Below are 19,887 nucleotides of genomic sequence, written 5' to 3' on the forward strand. Positions count from 1 at the left end.
GTCCGAGATGCCCACGAGAGACAGGCAGTGACCCAGGCAAGCCGAGCGCACCAGACGTTCACCCCGCCGGAGCTGATCCGGAACTTCTGCATCATCGCCCACATCGACCACGGGAAATCCACCCTGGCCGATCGGATGCTGCAGCTCACCGGGGTCGTCGACAGCCGCTCGATGCGGGCGCAGTACCTGGACCGGATGGACATCGAGCGGGAGCGCGGCATCACCATCAAGGCGCAGAACGTGCGCCTGCCGTGGACCCCGACCACCGGCCCCGCCGCCGGTCAGGACCACATCCTGCACCTGATCGACACCCCCGGGCACGTGGACTTCACCTACGAGGTGTCCCGGTCGCTGGCCGCCTGCGAGGGCGCCGTGCTGCTGGTCGACGCCGCGCAGGGCATCGAGGCGCAGACCCTGGCCAACCTGTACCTGGCGCTGGAGAACGACCTCACGGTCATCCCGGTGCTGAACAAGATCGACCTGCCGGCGGCCCAGCCGGAGCGGTACGCCGAGGAGATCGCGCACATCCTGGGTGGCTCGCCGGACGACGTGCTGCGGGTGTCCGGCAAGACCGGGATGGGCGTCACCGAACTGCTGGACAAGGTGGTCGCGGAGATCCCGCCGCCGGTCGGCGACCCGGACGCCCCGGCCCGGGCGATGATCTTCGACTCCGTCTACGACATCTACCGCGGCGTCATCACCTACATCAGGGTCATCGACGGGAAGATCACCCCGCGCGAGCGCATCCAGATGATGTCCACGAAGGCGACCCACGAACTGCTCGAGGTCGGCGTCATCTCGCCGGAACCGATCCCCACCAAGGGCCTGGGCGTCGGTGAGGTGGGCTACCTGATCACCGGGGTGAAGGACGTCCGCCAGTCGAAGGTCGGCGACACCATCACCTCCGCGGTGAAGGGCGCCACCGAGGCGCTCGGCGGCTACCGGGACCCGCGGCCGATGGTCTACTCCGGCCTCTACCCGCTGGACGGGTCGGACTACCCACTGCTCCGCGACGCGCTGGACAAGCTGCGGCTCAACGACGCGGCGCTGACCTACGAGCCGGAGTCCTCCGCGGCCCTCGGTTTCGGTTACCGCTGCGGCTATCTCGGTCTGCTGCACCTGGAGATCACCCGGGACCGGTTGGAGCGGGAGTTCGGGCTGGATCTGATCTCCACCGCCCCGAACGTGATCTACCAGGTCACCATGGAGGACCGGTCCGAGATCACCGTGACCAACCCGAGTGACTGGCCGGCGGGCAAGATCTCGTCGATCGTCGAGCCGATGGTCAAGTGCACGATCATCACGCCGAGCGAGTACATCGGCACCATCATGGAGCTGTGCCAGAGCCGCCGCGGCACCCTCGGCGGGATGGACTACCTGTCCGAGACCCGCGTCGAGATGCGCTACACCATGCCGCTCGCCGAGATCATCTTCGACTTCTTCGACGCCCTGAAGTCCCGCACCCGTGGCTATGCGTCGCTGGACTACGAGGAGATCGGAATGGCGGAGGCCGACCTGGTCAAGGTCGACATCCTGCTGCAGGGCGAGGCCGTCGACGCCTTCTCGGCGATCGTGCACCGCGACTCCGCGTACGGCTACGGCACGTCGATGACGAACAAGCTGCGGGAGCTGATCCCGCGCCAGCAGTTCGAGGTGCCGATCCAGGCCGCGGTCGGCTCCCGGGTGATCGCCCGGGAGACCATCCGGGCCATGCGCAAGGACGTGCTCGCCAAGTGCTACGGCGGCGACATCACGCGTAAGCGCAAGCTTCTCGAGAAGCAGAAGGAGGGCAAGAAGCGGATGAAGATGGTCGGCCGGGTCGAGGTCCCGCAGGAGGCCTTCATCGCCGCGCTCTCCACCGACGCGCCCTCGAACAAGGAAGCGGCCAAGAAGTAGCGGCATCCGGGGGTGGGCCTTTCCCCACCCTCGGAACAGCGGCCCAGGGTCCTCGCCCACCTCCTGCCACAGCGGGAGGGTGACTGCATGGCCACCACCTTCATCACCGGGACGACCACCTTCGCGGACCCGACCTTCGCGGACCCGACCGGCTACGGCCACGGCGCCGGTCCGTCGTCGCCGGTCCCCGGGCGCGTCCGGCGGCACAGCCCGGCCGGTGCGCTCGGCGACCTGGTGTACTGCCTGGTCGGGCTGGCCCCGGCGATCTTCTTCTTCGTCGTCCCGGTCACCCTGCTCGCGGTGGGCATCGGCACCGCGGTGATCTACGTCGGCCTCCCGGTGCTGGCCGCCGGCCTGCTGGTGGCCAGGGCGGGTGGGCTCGCGCAACTCGCGCTGGGCCGGTCGCTGCTCGGCCTGCCGCTGTCCGGTCCGGCGCCGATCGTCCGGCGCGGCACCGGGCCGATCGGCCGGCTGACGGGCGTGCTCGCCGACCCCGGCTGCTGGAAAGCGTTTCTCTACCACTGCTTCTCGATCGCCTTCGCGCCGCTGCGTTTCGGTGTCGCGATCGGCCTGTACGCCTACGGGGTGGGCGCCGTGACCTACCCGTTCTGGCGCGGGTGGCTGCCCGAGCAGGTCGCCGACGACGGTTCCGTGCACCGCGCCGCCCAGTGGGGTCACGACTTCTACCTCGACACGGTGCCGCGGATGGCGCTGCTGATGGCGATCGGGATCGGCGTGCTGTGGATCGCACCCCGGGTGGTACGGGCCCTGGTGACCGTCGACCGGCTGCTGATCACCGGCCTGCTGGCCGGCCCCGGACGCTCCTGACGCACCCGCGGACTGCTCGGTCGAACCGGTTAGGGTGGGCTCATGTCCGTGGTGAAGATCAACGCGATCGAGGTCCCCGAGGGCGCCGGCCCCGAATTGGAGAAGCGGTTCGCCGCCCGTCTGGGCGCGGTCGACAATGCCCCCGGGTTCGAGGAGTTCTGCCTGCTGCGCCCGACGGCGGGGGAGAGCCGGTACTTCGTGTACACCCGGTGGGCGACCGAGGAGGACTTCCAGGCCTGGTCGAACGGCAGCGCCCGGGAGGCGCACGCCGGGGAGCGGGCGCGTCCCGTCGCCACCGGTTCGGCGCTGCTGGAGTTCGAGGTCGTCAGCCGCTCCGGCAAGGGCTGACGACCCCGGGCCGGAGTCGGAACGGAGCAGGGCAGGTCGGTTCCTCACCTACCCTGGAGGGGTGAGCTTCTCCGATCTGTGGTCCGGCGTGAAGTCCGCGGTCGACTCCGCCGAGTCCTGGATCGCCGGGCAGTCCTTCTGGGTGCAGGTGCCGATCGTGCTCGGCGTGCTGATCCCGCTGCTGTTCCTGGTGGCCGGTCTCGTCGACCGGCTGGTGGAGAAGATCCTCTGGCCGCACACCCGCCGGGAGGCGCGGCTGGCCGCCACCCACCCGTCGCTGCGCCGCGCCGCCGAGGTGCCGGTGACCGGGACGCCGGAGGAACAGGTCGGCCGGTCCGCATGAGCAAGCCGCTGCCGCAGGTCACCCGTCGCTGGATGAGCATCGCCCTGGTGGCGATGGTCGCCGTCGCCCTGATCGTCGCGCTCTGGCGCTGAGCGATGCCGTCCACCCTGCCCGAGGGGGAACCGGTCCCGCCGGACGGTTCGCTGCCCGACCAGGCCTACGCCGGCGCGGGGGGCCGCACCTTGTCCTTCTACCTGCACGTCCCGTTCTGCGCGACGCGGTGCGGGTACTGCGATTTCAACACCTACACGGCGGGCGAGCTCGGCAGCAGCTCCTCGCCGCAGTCCTGGTACACCGCGGCGCTGGCCGAGATCGAGCTGGCGGCGAAGGTTCTCGGGCCGGACCGGCCGGTGTCGACGGTCTTCGTCGGCGGTGGCACACCGTCGCTGGTCGGCGCGGACATGCTGGGCGGACTGCTCGCTGCGGTGCGCGAGAGATTCGGTCTGACATCGGATGTCGAGGTCACCACCGAGGCGAACCCGGAGTCCACGGATCCGGGGCTGCTGGACGGCCTGCTCGCCGCCGGCTACACCCGGCTGTCGCTGGGTATGCAGTCCACCGCGCCCGGCGTGCTGGCGGTGCTGGACAGGAAGCACACCCCGGGCCGAGCACTGCAGGTCGTGGCGCAGGCCCGGTCGGCCGGCTTCCGGCACGTGAACCTGGATCTCATCTACGGCGCCCCCGGCGAGACCGACACCCAGTTCGCCGAGTCACTGGCCGCGGCGACCGGGTCCGGCGCCGACCACGTGTCCGCCTACTCGCTGATCGTCGAGCCGGGCACCCGGATGGCGCGGCAGGTGCGCTCCGGGCAGTACGCCGAGACCACCGACGAGGTGCTGGCGGACCGCTACCTGATGGCCGAGAAGGCCATGACGGCAGCGGGTCTGCACTGGTACGAGGTGTCGAACTGGGCCGCGGACGACCCGGCGCGGTGCCGGCACAACCTGGCCTACTGGCGGGGCGGCGACTGGTGGGGGATCGGGCCGGGCGCGCACTCCCATGTCGGCGGGGTCCGCTGGTGGAACGTCAAGCACCCGCACGCGTACGCCACCGCGCTCGCGGCCGGACGTTCGCCGGCGCACTCGCGCGAGGTGCTCGACGACGCGGCCCGCCGGACCGAGGACATCCTGCTCCGGCTGCGGCTGGCCGAGGGGCTGCCGCTGGACGTGCTGGACGACGCCGGCCGCGCCGAGGCCGCGACGGCGGTGACCGAGGGACTGCTGGAGCCGGACGCGCTCGCCGCCGGCCGGGCGGTGCTGACGCTGCGCGGGCGGCTGCTGGCCGACGGCCTGGCCGTGCGGCTGATGCCCTGACGGGCTTGCTGTTCTGCAGCCGCGTTCAGGTGCCCAGGCCGCGCAGGTGCTCGAGATCCAGCACCCGGACGTGGATCACGGTGCGCTGCTGGAGAGCGGCGCGCAGCGCACGGTGCAGGCCGTCCTCCAGGTAGACGTCGCCGTTCCAGGCGACCGCGTGCGGGAAGAGGTCCCCGTAGAAGGTGGAGTCCTCGTCGAGCAGGGTGTCCAGCCGGAGTTCGCGCTTGGTGGTGACCAGTTCGTCCAACCGGATCTGCCGGGGCGGGATCCGTGCCCAGTCCCGCATGGACAGTCCGTGGTCGGGGTAGGGACGCCCCGCGCGCACGTCCTTGAAGATCATCGCGAAGGCCCTCCGGTCGCTCGTGCCACCACAGGGTAGCGGAGCGCGACGACCGGAAAAGGTGACGCCGGGAACGGATCCGGCACTCCGGGTCAGCGGGCGGCGCTGTCGGCCACCGATCCGATGTCGTCGGTGAGCTGCCGCCACAAGGCCTCCGGCAGCTCGTGACCCATGCCGGCCACCTCCACGTAGCGGGACCCGGGGATCGCCGCAGCGGTCGCCCGGCCACCTGAGACGTCGATCAACGGATCGGCGGCGCCGTGCACCACCAGGGTCGGGATGCGCAGCCGGGACAGTGCGGCGGTGCGGTCCGGGGCGGTGATCACGGCACAGAGCTGCCGGCTGACGCCGACCGGGTCGTAGCCCCGTCGGTACGCCCAGGCCGCGGAGGCGCGCACCAGCTCCTCGTCGAACGGGAACCCGCCACCGCTCAGCGCCCGCTGCATGCCGACGGCCTGCTCGATCCGCTCCTGCTCGGTCCGGACCTGCTTCTGCAGCAGGGTGCGCAGGACCAGCCGGGGCGTCGCACCACCGACGCCCCGGGCTCCCGAGGTCGAGCACAGCGAGGTCAGGCTGCGCACCAGGTCCGGCCGCAGCGCCGCGACCGACTGGGAGATCATCCCGCCCATCGAGATCCCCACGACGTCGACGCCGCCCGGCGCGAGCCTCTCGACCAGGGCGATCGCGTCCCGCGCCATGTCGCTGATCCGGTAGGCCGGCGCCGCCCCGGCGAACACCCGCAGCGGGGATCCGGGGAGCCCGTCGAGATGCGTCGACCGGCCGATGTCGCGGTTGTCGAACCGGATCACCCGCCGACCCTGGTCGACGAGCATCCGGCAGAACTTCTCCGGCCACGCCACCATCTGGCTGCCCAGGCCCATCACCAGCAGCATCGGCGGGCCGTCCTCCGGACCCATCACCTGGTAGTTCAACCGGACCGGGCCGATGTCGAGCAGCTGCTCGTCGAGGGTGATGGACACGCACTCAACTTAGTTCCCGCTGGTCACCGGTGTGCAGGGAGGTCAACCGACCGGGTGGCGCACGCCGAACGGCGCGGGCGCCACGGACCCGGTCCCGGGCGACCTACACTTGGCAGACGGAGGTCGTGAGTGCCAATCGGTGCCCGGCCGGATGGAGCAGCGGAGCGCGACGGCGAGAACACAGGGAGGTGGGGACGATGTCGGCGGAGGACCGGCGGTTCGAGGTGCTGCGCGCCATCGTGGCCGACTACGTCGCCACCCACGAGCCCGTGGGATCGAAGGCGCTGGTGGAGCGGCACAGCCTCGGCGTCTCGCCGGCGACCATCCGCAACGACATGGCCGTGCTGGAGGACGAGGGCTACATCGCGCAGCCGCACACCTCCGCCGGCCGCATCCCCACCGACAAGGGCTACCGCCTGTTCGTCGACCGGCTGTCCCAGGTCAAGCCGATGAGCCCCGGCGAGCGCCGGGCGATCCAGTCCTTCCTGGCCGAGAGCGTCGACCTGGACGACGTGCTGCGCCGTTCGGTCCGGCTGCTGGCCCAGCTCACCCGCCAGGTCGCGGTCGTGCAGTACCCGACGCTGACCCGCTCGGTGGTGCGGCACGTCGAGGTGGTCGCGCTCGGGCCGACCCGACTGCTCCTGGTGGTCATCGCCGACACCGGCCGGGTGGAGCAGCGGATCGCGGAGACCGGCGAACCGGTCACCGACGAACTGGTCGGCGGCCTGCGCACCCTGCTCGCCGCGAACGTCACCGGCCGGCACTTCTCGGAGGCATCCGGCGCGCTCCGCGGCCTGGCCGACCTGGCGCCGCCGGAGCTCCGGCCGACCGTCACCGCGGTCACCGGGGTGCTGCTGGACGCGCTGGTGGAGCACCCGGGCGAGCGTCTGGTGCTGTCCGGGACCTCGCACGTGACCGGGGCCTGGGCCGACCAGCCCGATTCGCTGCGCGGGGTGCTGGAGGCGCTGGACGAGCAGGTCACGCTGCTCAAGCTGCTGGCCGTGCTGGAGGCCCCGGACGCGGTGATGGTGTCCATCGGTCGGGAGCACGACGACATCAACCTGTCCACGTCGGCGCTGGTCTCGGCCGGCTACGGCAGCAACAACCTGGTGATGGGCGGCCTGGCCGTCGTGGGACCGACCAGGATGGACTACCCCGGCACGATGGCCGCGGTGCGGGCGGTCGCCCGCTACGTCGGCGAGATCGTGTCCGGCGGCTGACCGGGCCGGACACGACGGACGGCCCCGGGCGCGCGACGCACCCGGCCGGGCACGAACCACAAGCGGACGAACGACAAGCGGAGTTGATCAGGTGGCACGGGACTACTACGGCCTGCTCGGGGTGGCGAAGAACGCCGGACCGGACGAGATCAAGCGGGCGTACCGCAAGCTGGCGCGCGAGCTGCACCCGGACGTCAACCCGGACCCGGCCGCGCAGCAGCGGTTCAAGGACGTCACGGCGGCCTACGAGGTGCTGTCCGACCCGGCCAAGCGGCAGGTCGTCGACCTCGGTGGCGATCCGCTCGCACCCGGCGGTGGCGGTGGTGGCGGCGGGGATCCGTTCGGCGGAGCCGGTGTCGGACTCGGCGACATCATGGACGCGTTCTTCGGCGGCGGCGGGATGCGCTCCCGCGGGCCGCGCTCCCGGGTCCGGCCCGGCGACGACGCGCTGATCCCGGTCGAGCTGACCCTCGAGGAGTGCGCGACCGGCGTCGCCAAGGACATCCTGGTCGACACCGCGACGCTGTGCAGCGTCTGCCACGGTTCCGGCTGTGCGGAGGGCACCAGCCCGGTCACCTGCGACACCTGCAAGGGGGCCGGCGAGATCCAGCAGATCCAGCGGTCGCTGCTCGGCCAGGTCGTCACCTCCCGCCCCTGCCCGGTCTGCCGCGGCTACGGCGAGGTCATCCCGGAGCCGTGCCGGCAGTGCGGCGGCGACGGTCGGGTGCGGTCCCGCCGCACCGTCCGGGCGAACATCCCGGCCGGTGTCGGCGACGGCATCCGGGTGCGGCTGGCCGGCCAGGGCGAGGTCGGTCCCGGCGGCGGCGCCCCGGGTGACCTCTACGTCGAGGTGCGCGAGCTTGCCCACGACCGGTTCACCCGGGAGGGCATCGACCTGCACTGCACCGTCCAGGTGCCGATGACCGCGGCCGCCCTGGGGACGTCGATGTCGCTGGAGACCCTGCAGTCCGTCGAGGATCTGGACATCCAGCCCGGCACCCAGTCCGGCACCGTCATCTCCCTGCGGAGCCAGGGCATGCCGCGGCTGCGCGGCAGCGGCACCGGCAACCTGCACGTGCACATCGAGGTCGTCACCCCGACCAAGGTGGAGGGCAGGCAGGCCGAGCTGCTGCGCGAGCTGGCGACCCTGCGCGGCGAGGAGCAGCCGGAGCTGTCCGCCCGGGCGCACGGCGGCATCTTCTCCCGCATCCGGGATTCGCTCGCGGGTCGGTGACGATCCTGCATCCCGATCCGAGCACGTCCGGTGCCGCAGCGGCTCCGTCGCAGCTGTTCCCGGGCGTGCCGTTCTTCCTGGCCGACCCGTTGCCGGCACCCGGCCCGGGACACCTCGGCGGTGCCGAGGGCCGGCACGCGGCGACCGTCCGCCGGATGCGGGCCGGTGAACGTCTGGTGCTGACCGACGGCCGTGGCACTTGGGCGGCGGCCGAGGTGCGCGGTGTCTCCGGTCAGGGCGTCGACCTGCTGGTCGGCGCGCACCGCACGACGGCGGCACCGACCGTCCGGGTCACCCTGGTGCAGGCCCTGCCGAAGGGCGAGAGATCCGACCTGGTCGTCGATCTCGCGACCGAGGCGGGCGTCGACGCGCTGGTGCCGTGGGCGGCGCAACGCTGTGTCGCGCGGTGGGTCGGCGACAAGGCCGTCAAGGGTGCGGAGAAGTGGCGCACGGTGGCGCGGGAGGCCGCGAAGCAGTCCCGGCGGACCTTCGTGCCGACCGTCGCCGCACCGGTGGGGTCCGCAGCGGTGGCCGAGCTGATCCGCGCCGCGGACCTGGCCCTGGTGCTGCACGAGGCGGCGACCCACTCGTTGCCCGCGGTGGAGCTGCCCGCGGCCGGCGAGCTGGTGTTGATCGTCGGCCCGGAGGGCGGGATCTCGCCGGAGGAACTCGAGCTGTTCACCGCCGAGGGTGCGGTGGCGACCCGGCTGGGACCGGAGGTGCTGCGCACCTCGACCGCGGCCGCCGTGGCGCTGGGCGCCCTCGGCGCACTGACCGACCGCTGGGGGAGCACCTCGTGACCGTCACCGGATTGCAGGTGGGGGAGTTCCGCTACGGCCACCACCCCAGCCAGTTCGCCCGGATCTACCTGCCGCCGGGCAACTTCCTGCCTGTCGCAGTGGTGGTGCACGGCGGGTTCTGGCGCACGAAGCACGGCATCGAGCTGGCCGATCCGCTCGCCGAGGACCTGACGGCCTACGGCGTGGCCGCGGTCGCGGTCGAGTACCGGCGGGTCGGCGCCGGCGGCGGCTGGCCCACCACGATGGCCGACGTGGCTCGGGCGGTCGACCAGATCGGCACCGTGGGACAGGATCTCGCCCAGGGTCGGCTCCGGCTGGACCGGGTGGCGGCGGTCGGTCATTCGGCCGGTGGTCAGCTCGCCACCTGGCTGACCCACCGCCGGACCCTGCGGGCCGGCACTGCGGGCAGCATCGACAACACCACCCCGTGGATCCCGTTGCGGGGAGCGGTGTCCCAGGCCGGGGTGCTCGACCTGAAGCTGGCCTCCGCCCAGCATCTCGGCGACGGCGCGGTCGACGACCTGATGGACGGCTCCGGCGGTTCGGTACCGCAGCGTTACCACCACTCGTCCCCGATCGCCCACGTCGGCGACGGGGCCAGGGTGGTGTGCGTGCACGGCGAGGACGACGACGTGGTGCCGATCGAGCAGTCGCGCCGCTACGTCGATGCCGCGGTCGCCGCCGGTGACCCGGCCCGGCTGGTGGCACTGTCCGGGGTGAGCCACATGGATCTGGTGGACCCCGGCCACATCGGCTGGCAGGTCAGCCGGGACTCGCTGCTGCAGCTCATCTGAAAGCTGCTGTGTCGGTGAGCCGGGCCGGGGCGATGCGTGCGGCGCCGGTGGTACGCAGCACCAGGTAGAGCAGCAGGCCGAGCGGCGACAGCACGATGGTGAACAGCAGCACCGGCGCCATCAGCAGCGGGGACACCCCGCGGCGCCGCGCGTCCCGGTACATCCACGCGCCGATGAGCAGGTCGAAGGCGATGAACTGGGCCCAGATCGCCGCCGCGCCCTTCGCCGTCCCGAGCAGCTCCCGCAGTCCGTCCAGCGAGGGGCTCGACATGACCGCCCAGAAGTCGCCGAAGTGCGGGAGCACGACCGTCGCGTAGATGACCAGCGGCGGCAGCGCGATCCACGGCGACCCGACGATCCGCTCGGTCCAGCGCCAGGTCGGCAGCACGATCATCATCAGCCAGAACGGCACGGCCAGCGGGAATGTCACCGCGAACAGGGTGCCGGTCACGCGGTCACCCGCGTCCGGCCGACCCGCAGCACGGCGGCCGCGGCGACGACCACGCCGATCACCGTGATGCCGAGCGCGGCGAGCGTGAGTCCGTCCGGGCGGACGATCGACTGTCCGCGCAGGGCCTGCCATGTCGTGATGCCAATGACCGCCGACCAGCCGATCGCGGCGACATGCACGAGGCGGCGCCGGGTGTCGGAGGACCGCAGCTGCCGCACCCCGCGCCGGGCGAGCAGTTCGAGCAGGATGAGCACGATCGGGATCAGCTGCAGCGCATGCATTCCCAGGAAGTGCGGGATGCGCAGGTCGCCGGCCACCGTGCTCCAGCCGAGGATCGGCAGGCCGGGGCCGCCGTCCGGTACGCCGACGGTGTGCGCGCCGACGATGTCCATCGGGGCGCCGCCCTCGGCGGCGGCCAGCTGCTGGGCGGTCGGGCTGGTCATCAGGAACCCGAGAGCCATGCCGACCAGCGCGATCAGCGCGCCCCAGCGGATGGCAACGGTGCGGGCGCGATCGGCGCCGGGCACCCGGAACAGCAGCACGCTCAGCACCAGCGTCGCGCCCCACACCACCGCGATGGACGCACCCATCAGGCTCCACGCGGCGGTGTCGAACGGTGTCGCGACGTTGAAGTGGCTGGTGGTCATCCGGAACGTCTGCCCGACGATCACCACCATCTCCACAGCCAGGAAGACCGCGGCGATCGTGCCGGACCACCAGGCGATCCGGCGGAACCGGGGCAGCTGCTCGATCAGCCAGGCCCAGGTCACGGCGTAGATCAGGATGGACAGCGCGAACTTCATCGGCTTGTCCCAGATGTTCAGGCCGACCAGCTCGCGGTCGTCGACGATCATCCCGACCAGGGCGCCGATGACGATCACCAGGTCGGCGGCGGCCAGCAGCCGCAGCGGGAGATGCCGGGCTCCGCGGCCGGGACCGCCTGTGCCGGTGGACTTATCGATCGGATCCTGGCGGAACGGGGTGAAGACGCTCATCACGACCTTCTTCCGGTGACGGTAGGGTGTCCGGCCCGGTTTCCGGGCGCGGGAAGTGCTTGGCGAAGACCTGCACCTGGGCGATCCGGCGCAGGACGGCGAACATGGCGTCGCCCAGAACCGTTCCGACGACGGCGGTGTCGACCATCGCGTCGCGTTCCGGGACGACCGAGCGGACGAGCTCCTGGTCGGCCTCCGCCACCAGTTCGGCGGCGGCCGCGTACCCGCGCAGCAGCACGGCGGGGTCGCGATCGGTGAGTTGGGACCAGGTGTCGAGCAGACCGGCCAGGCGCAGCCGGTTGGGATCACCGGGGTAGTCGGTCCAGTCCTTCTCGGCCGCCAGCCGGTCGACGGTCTCCAGTGCGGCAGCGGACGGATCGGTGCCGACCCCGGCCGATCCCGGTGCGACCAGATGGGTCTGCATGGTGCCGAGCATCTCCAGCACCGGGCGGGACCGGTCCTGCACGACGTCGACGACCTCCCGCACCTCGGCCAGCGACATGCCGCCGACCCCGAGCAGCGCCCGCACCAGTCGCAGTCGCCGGACGTGCTCGTCGGTGTAGTCGGCCTGGTTGCGGGCGGTCGCGGTGCCGGCCGGCAGCAGTCCCTCGCGCAGGTAGAACTTGATGGTCGCCACCGGGACGCCGGTGGTGCTGCTGAGTTCGCCCATCCGCATATGGATACCGTAGCTATCGATAGCGGCACTGTCCACTATCTGATGGAACGAAATGCGCCTGACCGCTGTCGTGGGTGCGTCGTAAACTGGGAACAGCAGCGCTGGTACAGGACAGCCACCCGCGCAGGACATCAAGGAAGCAGGCCACGCAGCCCGTGCCGGACAAACCATCAGCCGCCATCGCTTCGGCAAAGGCGGCCGTGGCCGCCGTGTCAGCTGCGGAGTCGGCCCGGGGTGACGCCCCGGACCCGGCGGACGGGCCGGCCGCCTCTGCCGCTGACCCGGGAACTGCGGGAACGACGGCCGCGGACTCCACCACCTCCACCATCGTCATTTCTGACGAGCGGGCGATGGTCGGCCTGCTGGGCTCCCGCGACGTCAACCTCCGTGCTCTCGAGGACGGTCTTGCCGCCGACGTGCACGTCCGCGGCAACCGGATCACCCTGCGCGGTGCCGCCGCCGACGTCGCGCTGGCCGAGCGGTCGGTGCGCGAGCTGCTGTCCCTGCAGGAGGGCGGAGCGCTGCTCACCCCGGACGCCGTGCGGCGCACCATCGGCATGCTGAGCACCCCCGCCTCCACGGCGGGGGCCGCGGCGGGGGAGTCGCCGTCGCAGGTGCTGGGCCTGAACATCGTGTCCCGGCGCGGCCGCACCATCCGGCCGAAGACGGTGAACCAGAAGCGCTACGTCGACGCGATCGACGAGAACACCATCGTCTTCGGCATCGGCCCGGCCGGTACCGGCAAGACCTACCTGGCGATGGCCAAGGCCGTACAGGCGTTGCAGGCCAAGCAGATCACCCGGATCATCCTGACCCGGCCGGCGGTGGAGGCGGGCGAGCGGCTCGGCTACCTGCCCGGAACTCTGTCCGACAAGATCGACCCCTACCTGCGCCCGCTCTACGACGCGCTGCACGACATGCTCGATCCCGAGTCCATCCCGCGCCTGATGGCCGCCGGCACCATCGAGGTCGCGCCCCTGGCATACATGCGTGGCCGCGCGCAACCGTACGACGCGAAGGTGCTGACGCCGGAGGGTTTCCGGCCCATCGGCAGTCTGCAGGTCGGCGATCTGGTCATCGGCTCGAACGGCGAGCCCACCCCCGTGCTCGGCGTGTACCCGCAGGGCGAACGCGAGGTCTACCGGGTCACCGCGCAGGACGGCTCCAGCACGATCGCCTGCGGCGAGCACCTCTGGACCGTCCGCACACCGGAGGACAAGCGCCGCGGCCGTTCCCGGACCCTGACGACGGCGGACATGATCGGCAACCTCCGGAGGGGGTATGTCCGGCGGTACGAGCTGCCGATGATGGCCCCGGCACAGCAAGTTGCCCAGCCGGTACCGATGGACCCGTACGCCCTCGGCCTGCTGCTCGGTGACGGCTGCATCACCACCTCGACAACGCCTTCGTTCGCCACCAACGACCCTGAGCTCGCCGTGGCGCTGCAGGACGCGCTGGAACCTCTGGACGTCCAGGTCACCCACAAGGCCGATGACGACTGGGTGCTGCGGAACCGCAACGGTGCCCGCGCCGGTCTGCGGCTGGCGAACCCGGTGACGGCGATCGTCCGGGAGCTGGGGCTGGCCGGGGCCCGCTCGGCGACGAAGTTCGTCCCGGAATGCTATCTGCAGAACTCGGCGCAGGTGCGGCTCGCCGTGCTCCAGGGACTGCTGGACACCGACGGCGGACCTGTCACCCAGATCGCGCGTTCCTGTCGGGTGCAGTACACGACCACCTCGCCGCGGCTCGCGGACGACGTCGAGTACCTCGTGCGATCACTCGGCGGCGTCAGCTACCGGCGGGTCCGGAAGGCCGAGGGCCGGAAGCCGGGCCTGGCCAACGGTCGACCGGTCGGCTACCTGCACGACGCCCATCTGCTCGACATCCGGCTGCCGTCCGGTGTTGCCCCGTTCCGGCTCGCGCGCAAGACGGCGCTCTACGAGCGATCCGGTGGCGGTCGCCCGATGCGGTTCGTCGACCGGATCGAACCGCTGGGTGTGATGGACACCCTGTGCATCCAGGTCGCGGCCGAAGATTCGCTGTACGTGACGGACGACTTCCTGGTCACCCACAACACGCTGAACGACGCGTTCATCATCCTGGACGAGGCGCAGAACACGACGCCGGAGCAGATGAAGATGTTCCTCACCCGGCTCGGGTTCGGCAGCAAGATCGTGGTGACCGGCGACGTCACCCAGGTCGACCTGCCGGGCGGCCAGCGGTCCGGGCTGCAAGTGGTGCGGGAGATCCTCGAGGACATCGACGACGTGCACTTCTCGACGTTGACCAGCGCCGACGTGGTGCGCCACCAGCTGGTCGGGGCGATCGTGGACGCGTACGCGAAGTGGGATGACCGACAACCACCACCCGGCCAGGGGCCCGGCGGTGAGCGGCAGAACCGGTTCTACGGCCGCGGCCAGCAGCAGCACCGGGGCGGTGCCCGATGACGATCGAGGTCGCCAACGAGTCCGGGGTGGAGGTGGACGAGACCTCGCTGATCGCGGTGTCCCGGTTCGCCCTCGACCGGATGGGCATCAACGCGCTGGCCGAGCTGTCCCTGCTGCTGGTCGACGTCGAGGCGATGACCGACCTGCACGTGAAGTGGATGGACGAGCCGGGCCCGACCGACGTCATGAGCTTCCCGATGGACGAGCTGGACACCGCCCGCCGCCCCGACGAGTCGGGACCCGGCCCGGCGCTGCTCGGTGACGTCGTGCTGTGCCCGGCGGTCGCGACGGACCAGGCATCCCAGGCCGGGCACTCGCTCGACGACGAATTGCACCTGCTCACGGTGCACGGCATCCTGCACCTGCTCGGTTACGACCATGCCGAGCCGGCCGAGGAACGCGAGATGTTCCGGCTGCAGAACGACCTGCTGGACGGCTGGCGGGAGAACCGCGCCGATGCCGAGCGCCGGCGCCGGCTCACCGAGGTGGATGCCGCCGTGCTCGATGCCGCGGAGATGGGTGCCCCCGCGCCCGCCCGCGGTCCCGGCGAGAGCTGACCGCCGCGATGGACGCCCTCGACATCACCCTGCTGATCGTCGCGGCGGCGCTGATCCCGATCGCGGGTCTGTTCGCCGCTGCCGACGCGGCGATCAGCATGGTCTCGGCCGCCCGGGTGGAGGAGATGCAGCGGGAGGGTCGGCGCGGAGCCGCCTCGCTGCTCGAGATCGCCCACGACAAGCCGCGTTTCACCAACCTGCTGCTGCTCCTGCGGGTCGGGGCGGAGCTCACCGCGACCGTGCTGGTCACCGCGGTGGCGCTGTCCACCTGGGGATTCCACTGGCTGGTCGCGGTTGTGGTGGTACTGGTGATGCTGCTGCTCACTTACGTGGTGATCGGCGTGCTGCCCCGCACCCTCGGCCGGCAGCACCCGTACCCGGTCGGGCTGCGGGCCGCCGGCCCCACCCGCGCCTTCGGACGTGTACTGGCCCCGGTGGTCCGGCTGCTGATCCTGCTCGGCAACGCGATCACCCCGGGCCGCGGCTTCCGCGAGGGGCCGTTCTCCTCCGACATCGAGCTGCGCGAGCTGCTGACCATGGCCGGGGACCGGGGCGTGGTGGAGGAGAACGAACGGGAGATGCTGCAGAGCGTCTTCGATCTCGGCGACACCATCGCCCGCGAGGTGATGGTCCCGCGCACCGAGGTGGTCTGGATCGAATCCGGGAAGTCGCCGCGGCAGGCGCTGCAGCTGGCCACCCGCTCCGGCTTCTCCCGAATCCCGGTGGTCGGGGAGGACGTCGACGACGTGCTGGGCGTGGTGCAGGTCAAGGACCTGATCGCCCGCACCATGAGCCTGGACCCGGCGGATCGCGGTCCCGATCTGGTCGACGTCATGCGCTCGCCCGTGTTCGTCCCGGAGTCCAAGGACGTCGACGACCTGCTGCGCGAGATGCAGCGCGACCGCACGCACTTCGCCATCGTGGTCGACGAGTACGGCGGCACCGCCGGCATCATCACCATCGAGGACATCCTGGAGGAGATCGTCGGCGAGATCACCGACGAGTACGACCAGGACGCCCGCGAACCGATCGAGCACCTGGAGGACGGGGTGGTCCGGGTCAGTGCCCGGCTGCCCGTCGAGGACCTCGGCCATGTCTTCGACGTCGAACTGCCCGCCGAGGACGTCGAGACGGTCGGCGGCCTTTTCGCGCAGTTGCTGGGCCGGGTGCCGCTGGCCGGGGCGGAGGCCGAGATCAACGGCCTGCACCTGCTCGGCGAAGCGGGTACCGACCGGCGCGGCCGGCCGCGGGTCCAGTCCCTGCTCGTCCGGCGGCTGGAGCCGGAGGACGACGGGGAGACCGACGACGACGAGGCGGGCGACACGGACGAGGGTGGGCGACGCGGCCACCCCGCCGATCAGGAGAACAGCCGCGGCGAGCGTGCCGCGGCGGACAGCACGTCGCGCGGGCGGTCGTCCCGCAGCGGCGAGGACGAGAAGGTGCATCGGTGACCGCACAGCCCGCCTCCCTCCCGGCGGAGGACGAGAAGTTGGTGACCCTGGCCAAGGGTGCCCGCGGCCGGGCCGGCGCGGCCGAGGGGGCCGCGGTGCGCGACCAGGACGGACGCACCTATGCGGCGGCGACCGTCCGGCTGCCCTCGTTCTCACTCACCGCGGTCCAGGCCGCGGTGGCCACGGCGGTGGCCTCCGGGGCGGAGGAACTGGAGGCCGTGGTGCTGTTCGGCAGCACCTCCGCGGATGAGGTATCGATCGCTGCCGCCCGGGACATGTCGGCGCCGCTGCTGATCGCCGTGGGGCCGGACGGCGCGATCGGTGAGACCCTGACGTGGTGAACGCCCCTGCCGGTCCGGGTTCCGACACCGCTACGCCGGACGCTGCTCCGGAGCAGCCGCACCGGTCCGGCTTCGCCTGTTTCGTCGGCCGGCCGAACGCCGGCAAGTCCACCCTGCTGAACGCGATGGTCGGCCAGAAGGTCGCGATCACCTCGGACAAGCCGCAGACCACCCGGCGTGCGGTGCGCGGGATCATCACCCGCGACGACGCGCAGATGGTCGTCGTCGACACCCCGGGGATGCACAAGCCGCGCACCCTGCTCGGCGAGCGGCTCGGCGACCTGGTCCGGTCCGTCTGGAGCGACGTGGACGTCATCGGCTTCTGCGTGCCCGCCGACGAGAAGGTCGGGCCGGGGGACCGGCGGATCGCCGCCGAGATCGCCGAGCAGGCCGGCCGGACGCCGGTGATCGGCGTGATCACCAAGACCGACAAGGCCTCCGCCGACCAGATCGCCGCCCAGCTGCTGTTGCTCTCCGAGGTGCGGGAGTTCGCCGAGATCGTCCCGGTGTCCGCGGTGCGGCAGGAGCAGGTCGGGCTGCTCGCCGACCTGATGATCGCCCGGTTGCCGGAGGGCCCCCGTCTCTACCCGGACGGTGAGGTCACCGACGAGCCGGTCGAGACCATGATCTCCGAGATCATCCGGGAGTCCGCCTTGGACGGGGTGCGCGACGAGCTGCCCCACTCGCTGGCCGTGCTGGTCGACGAGATGGGACCGCGCGAGGGCCGCCCGGAGAACTCCCCGATGACCGACATCTACGCGACCATCTACGTCGAGCGCGACTCACAGAAGGCGATCGTGCTGGGCCGCAAGGGATCCCGGCTCGGTGAGGTCGGCCGGCGCTCCCGCCTGCAGATCGAGAAGCTCCTCGGGCAGCGGGTGTACCTGAGCCTGCACATCAGCGTCGCCAAGGACTGGCAGCGCGACCCCAAGCAACTCCGCAAGCTCGGGTTCGACCCGCAGTAGGTCTTCCTCCAGGCGGTTGTGTCGGGTTGCTGCAGACGATGGTTGCCGGCTGTCCGTTGCTGAGGTGGTCGGGTTCTACCACTGCCTGGACAGGGTGTCGTTGTCGGCCGGGTCAGGTTGTGGCTTGCGACGTCCGGATCCGCGTCGAGGTGGTCGGTTCAATGTTGCCTGGACAGGGTGCCGTTGGTGGCCGGTCGCTGGCTGGGCGTCGGTCCTGTAGTGGTGGGGCCGGGGAGGGCATCTTCCGGCGGGGTTCTCGACTCCGGGTCCGTCTGGCGACATCTGTTGTAGCGCAACGGCCCGGGAAGGCTCTTGGCTGTCGGTGCGCTGGTGGTCAGGTTCTACCGCTGCCGCCTGGACAGGGGTCCGTGGCCGCCGGGTCGGGTCGTCGGGTGTCGGTTGGTGTCGTGGTGGGGCCGGGGAGGGCATCTTCCGGCGGGATTTTCGACTTCCGGTCCGTCTGGCGACATCTGTTGTAGCGCAACGGCCACCGAGTGGCCGGGTGGTTCCGTCTTCAGCACGGAAGGGTGGGATTCCCTGCGGCGCAGGCATTCCCTGGCCCGAAAGCCGTCTCACGACCGGCAGGAGGGCCAACGAATGGAGACCATGGGTGTCGGGGTTGGTGTCGCCGGCCAACAGTGACCCGATGGCAAGGCTGCGCCGCAGCTCCTGCTCGCAACTGATCAGACAGTGCACAAATATGCTCGATTGAGCTACGATGTGCGCAACAACGAGCAGAAGGGAGGCTGTCATGTCGTCGGTGATCGATGCCGGTCCGGGCCGGTGGGTGGCTGCGGAGATGGCCGAACAGCCGGCGGTGCTGGCCGGCATCGCCGGTCGTCGGGACGTCGAGATCGAACGGATCCGGGCGGCGCTGCCGCGGGACCGGGAGGAGCTCGGCGGGATCTCGCTGATCGCGCGGGGCTCCAGCGACAACGTCGCTGTGCACGCGCGGTACCTGCTGGAGCTGGCCACCGGGTTGCCGGTCAGCCTCGTCGCGCCGAGTCTGGTCACCCGGTACCACCGGGAGCTGCGGGCCCGGAACCATCTGGCCGTTGCGCTGTCCCAGTCCGGCCGCACACCGGAGATCGTCACGGTGGCCGAGCATCTCGCATCCCGAGGCGCGACTGTCGTGGCCGTGACCAATCACGACGACTCCCCGCTGGCCGCCGCGTCCGCCGTGACCCTGTCGGTCGGCACCGGGTCCGAGATCGCCGTCCCGGCGACCAAGACGGTGACCGGTCAACTGGCCCTGGTCACCCTGCTCGCCGAGGCCGTGGCGCCCGACGGTGCCGACATGGACCGGTGGACGGGAGGCGCGACGGCATGGAATCGGCTCGCCGAGGTGGTGGCCGGCGTCCTGGACGACACCGCCGCCGTGGAGGACGCCGCGGCTCTCGCCCGGGATCACAAGGTCGGCATCCACCTGGCGCGCGGCCTGACCTACGCCGCAGCACTGGAAGGTGCGCTGAAGTCGAAGGAGACCACCCGGCGGGTGCACGAGGGGTACTCCAGTGCCGACTTCCTGCACGGACCGCTGACCGTTGCCTCACCCGAGGTGCTGGTCGTCGCCTACGGCGCCGACGGGCCGGTGCTCGGTGACGTGCTCGACACCGCCTCCGCGGCATCGGATCTGGGATCACCGGTGATCGCCATCGGGGCGCCGGAGCTGCTGTCCGGGCTGCCGTCGGCGGTCGGGCTGCCGGTCGCCGGTGGGCTCGGGGAGGCGCTGGCGGTGGTGCCGCTGGTGGTCCGCGGGCAGCAACTCGCTGTCAGCACCACCCTTGAGCTCGGCATGGACCCGGACCGCCCGGTCGGACTGAACAAGGTCACTGCCACCCACTGACGACCTCGACCCCACTGATGACTGCGACCGCGACCGCGACCGTGAACACCGGGACCGCTGAC

Annotated in this window: 20 protein-coding genes; 15 read left to right on the plus strand and 5 right to left on the minus strand. The window is 71.3% G+C overall.

Annotation, left to right across the window (positions count from 1 at the left end; genetic code table 11):
- Positions 1-27 precede the first annotated feature (27 nt).
- From lepA to hemW, 5 genes are all read left to right on the plus strand, one after another.
- Complete coding sequence (gene lepA, locus GIS00_RS04295) at positions 28-1,896, plus strand: translation elongation factor 4 (RefSeq protein WP_322097482.1); 1,869 nt, start codon at positions 28-30, stop codon at positions 1,894-1,896.
- Positions 1,897-1,983: 87 nt separating this feature from the next.
- Positions 1,984-2,724, plus strand: a complete 741-nt coding sequence (locus tag GIS00_RS04300) for a sensor domain-containing protein (RefSeq protein ID WP_154767079.1) — start codon at positions 1,984-1,986, stop codon at positions 2,722-2,724.
- Between the two features lie 42 nt (positions 2,725-2,766).
- Positions 2,767-3,072, plus strand: a complete 306-nt coding sequence (locus GIS00_RS04305; protein WP_154767080.1) for an antibiotic biosynthesis monooxygenase family protein — start codon at positions 2,767-2,769, stop codon at positions 3,070-3,072.
- 61 nt (positions 3,073-3,133) lie between these two features.
- A complete protein-coding gene (locus tag GIS00_RS04310) occupies positions 3,134-3,415 on the plus strand; it encodes a hypothetical protein (protein ID WP_154767081.1) in 282 nt (93 codons plus the stop codon).
- Positions 3,416-3,510: 95 nt separating this feature from the next.
- Positions 3,511-4,728 carry a radical SAM family heme chaperone HemW gene (hemW, locus tag GIS00_RS04315; RefSeq protein WP_154767082.1) on the plus strand — a complete coding sequence of 406 codons (1,218 nt, stop codon included), beginning with the start codon at positions 3,511-3,513 and terminating at the stop codon, positions 4,726-4,728.
- Positions 4,729-4,753: 25 nt separating this feature from the next.
- On the opposite strand, the gene GIS00_RS04320 is transcribed toward hemW, so the two are convergent.
- Both GIS00_RS04320 and GIS00_RS04325 read right to left on the minus strand, forming a co-directional pair.
- Positions 4,754-5,068 (minus strand): type II toxin-antitoxin system VapB family antitoxin, encoded by a 315-nt coding sequence (locus GIS00_RS04320; protein ID WP_154767083.1) that lies wholly within the window; start codon positions 5,066-5,068, stop codon positions 4,754-4,756.
- A gap of 92 nt (positions 5,069-5,160) precedes the next feature.
- On the minus strand, positions 5,161-6,048 hold the full coding sequence (locus GIS00_RS04325) for an alpha/beta fold hydrolase (protein ID WP_322097483.1): 888 nt from the start codon (positions 6,046-6,048) through the stop codon (positions 5,161-5,163).
- Between the two features lie 197 nt (positions 6,049-6,245).
- Here GIS00_RS04325 and hrcA point away from each other — a divergent pair, with 197 nt between their 5' ends.
- From hrcA to GIS00_RS04345, 4 genes are all read left to right on the plus strand, one after another.
- Positions 6,246-7,268 (plus strand): heat-inducible transcriptional repressor HrcA, encoded by a 1,023-nt coding sequence (gene hrcA, locus GIS00_RS04330; protein ID WP_154767084.1) that lies wholly within the window; start codon positions 6,246-6,248, stop codon positions 7,266-7,268.
- Positions 7,269-7,359: 91 nt separating this feature from the next.
- Positions 7,360-8,502, plus strand: coding sequence for a molecular chaperone DnaJ (dnaJ, locus tag GIS00_RS04335; RefSeq protein WP_322097484.1), 1,143 nt, complete (start codon positions 7,360-7,362; stop codon positions 8,500-8,502).
- Positions 8,503-8,555: 53 nt separating this feature from the next.
- Positions 8,556-9,302 (plus strand): 16S rRNA (uracil(1498)-N(3))-methyltransferase, encoded by a 747-nt coding sequence (locus tag GIS00_RS04340; protein WP_154767895.1) that lies wholly within the window; start codon positions 8,556-8,558, stop codon positions 9,300-9,302.
- Positions 9,299-10,096 (plus strand): alpha/beta hydrolase family protein, encoded by a 798-nt coding sequence (locus tag GIS00_RS04345; RefSeq protein ID WP_322097486.1) that lies wholly within the window; start codon positions 9,299-9,301, stop codon positions 10,094-10,096. The genes GIS00_RS04340 and GIS00_RS04345 overlap by 4 nt, the downstream gene beginning before the upstream one ends.
- On the opposite strand, the gene GIS00_RS04350 is transcribed toward GIS00_RS04345, so the two are convergent.
- From GIS00_RS04350 to GIS00_RS04360, 3 genes are read right to left on the minus strand one after another with little or no spacing between them, the layout of a single operon-like run.
- Positions 10,089-10,547, minus strand: coding sequence for an ABA4-like family protein (locus GIS00_RS04350; RefSeq protein WP_196073188.1), 459 nt, complete (start codon positions 10,545-10,547; stop codon positions 10,089-10,091). The genes GIS00_RS04345 and GIS00_RS04350 overlap by 8 nt on opposite strands.
- Entirely contained in the window at positions 10,544-11,542 is a 999-nt protein-coding gene (locus GIS00_RS04355; protein ID WP_230312772.1) for a hypothetical protein, read from the minus strand. Before GIS00_RS04355 ends, GIS00_RS04350 begins: the two co-directional genes overlap by 4 nt.
- Complete coding sequence (locus tag GIS00_RS04360; protein WP_154767086.1) at positions 11,502-12,218, minus strand: MerR family transcriptional regulator; 717 nt, start codon at positions 12,216-12,218, stop codon at positions 11,502-11,504. Before GIS00_RS04360 ends, GIS00_RS04355 begins: the two co-directional genes overlap by 41 nt.
- 350 nt (positions 12,219-12,568) lie before the next feature.
- Here GIS00_RS04360 and GIS00_RS29250 point away from each other — a divergent pair, with 350 nt between their 5' ends.
- The 6 genes from GIS00_RS29250 to GIS00_RS04390 all read left to right on the plus strand — a co-directional run bounded on the left by GIS00_RS29250 (position 12,569) and on the right by GIS00_RS04390 (position 19,825).
- Complete coding sequence (locus GIS00_RS29250; protein ID WP_154767898.1) at positions 12,569-14,665, plus strand: PhoH family protein; 2,097 nt, start codon at positions 12,569-12,571, stop codon at positions 14,663-14,665.
- Entirely contained in the window at positions 14,662-15,222 is a 561-nt protein-coding gene (gene ybeY, locus GIS00_RS04370; protein WP_154767087.1) for an rRNA maturation RNase YbeY, read from the plus strand. The genes GIS00_RS29250 and ybeY overlap by 4 nt, the downstream gene beginning before the upstream one ends.
- A gap of 8 nt (positions 15,223-15,230) precedes the next feature.
- A complete protein-coding gene (locus tag GIS00_RS04375) occupies positions 15,231-16,673 on the plus strand; it encodes a hemolysin family protein (protein WP_154767088.1) in 1,443 nt (480 codons plus the stop codon).
- Positions 16,670-17,014, plus strand: a complete 345-nt coding sequence (locus GIS00_RS04380) for a cytidine deaminase (protein ID WP_322097487.1) — start codon at positions 16,670-16,672, stop codon at positions 17,012-17,014. The genes GIS00_RS04375 and GIS00_RS04380 overlap by 4 nt, the downstream gene beginning before the upstream one ends.
- Positions 17,008-17,979: a GTPase Era gene (gene era, locus GIS00_RS04385; RefSeq protein WP_407666741.1), complete on the plus strand. Its 972-nt coding sequence runs from the start codon at positions 17,008-17,010 to the stop codon at positions 17,977-17,979. Before GIS00_RS04380 ends, era begins: the two co-directional genes overlap by 7 nt.
- 751 nt (positions 17,980-18,730) lie before the next feature.
- Positions 18,731-19,825: an SIS domain-containing protein gene (locus tag GIS00_RS04390; protein WP_196073109.1), complete on the plus strand. Its 1,095-nt coding sequence runs from the start codon at positions 18,731-18,733 to the stop codon at positions 19,823-19,825.
- Positions 19,826-19,887 lie beyond the last annotated feature (62 nt).

This window comes from Nakamurella alba (genome assembly GCF_009707545.1).
GTDB classification, from domain to species: Bacteria; Actinomycetota; Actinomycetes; order Mycobacteriales; family Nakamurellaceae; genus Nakamurella; species Nakamurella alba.

Excerpts from the sequence above, each read along its gene's own strand:
- hemW (WP_154767082.1), top strand. The coding sequence starts at position 3,511 with ATGCCGTCCACCCTGCCCGAGGGGGAACCGGTCCCGCCGGACGGTTCG.
- GIS00_RS04375 (WP_154767088.1), top strand. The coding sequence starts at position 15,231 with ATGGACGCCCTCGACATCACCCTGCTGATCGTCGCGGCGGCGCTGATC.
- GIS00_RS04360 (WP_154767086.1), bottom strand. The coding sequence starts at position 12,218 with ATGCGGATGGGCGAACTCAGCAGCACCACCGGCGTCCCGGTGGCGACC.
- ybeY (WP_154767087.1), top strand. The coding sequence starts at position 14,662 with ATGACGATCGAGGTCGCCAACGAGTCCGGGGTGGAGGTGGACGAGACC.
- GIS00_RS04355 (WP_230312772.1), bottom strand. The coding sequence starts at position 11,542 with ATGAGCGTCTTCACCCCGTTCCGCCAGGATCCGATCGATAAGTCCACC.
- GIS00_RS04305 (WP_154767080.1), top strand. The coding sequence starts at position 2,767 with ATGTCCGTGGTGAAGATCAACGCGATCGAGGTCCCCGAGGGCGCCGGC.
- GIS00_RS04300 (WP_154767079.1), top strand. The coding sequence starts at position 1,984 with ATGGCCACCACCTTCATCACCGGGACGACCACCTTCGCGGACCCGACC.
- GIS00_RS04320 (WP_154767083.1), bottom strand. The coding sequence starts at position 5,068 with ATGATCTTCAAGGACGTGCGCGCGGGGCGTCCCTACCCCGACCACGGA.
- GIS00_RS04390 (WP_196073109.1), top strand. The coding sequence starts at position 18,731 with ATGTCGTCGGTGATCGATGCCGGTCCGGGCCGGTGGGTGGCTGCGGAG.
- GIS00_RS29250 (WP_154767898.1), top strand. The coding sequence starts at position 12,569 with ATGGTCGGCCTGCTGGGCTCCCGCGACGTCAACCTCCGTGCTCTCGAG.
- hrcA (WP_154767084.1), top strand. The coding sequence starts at position 6,246 with ATGTCGGCGGAGGACCGGCGGTTCGAGGTGCTGCGCGCCATCGTGGCC.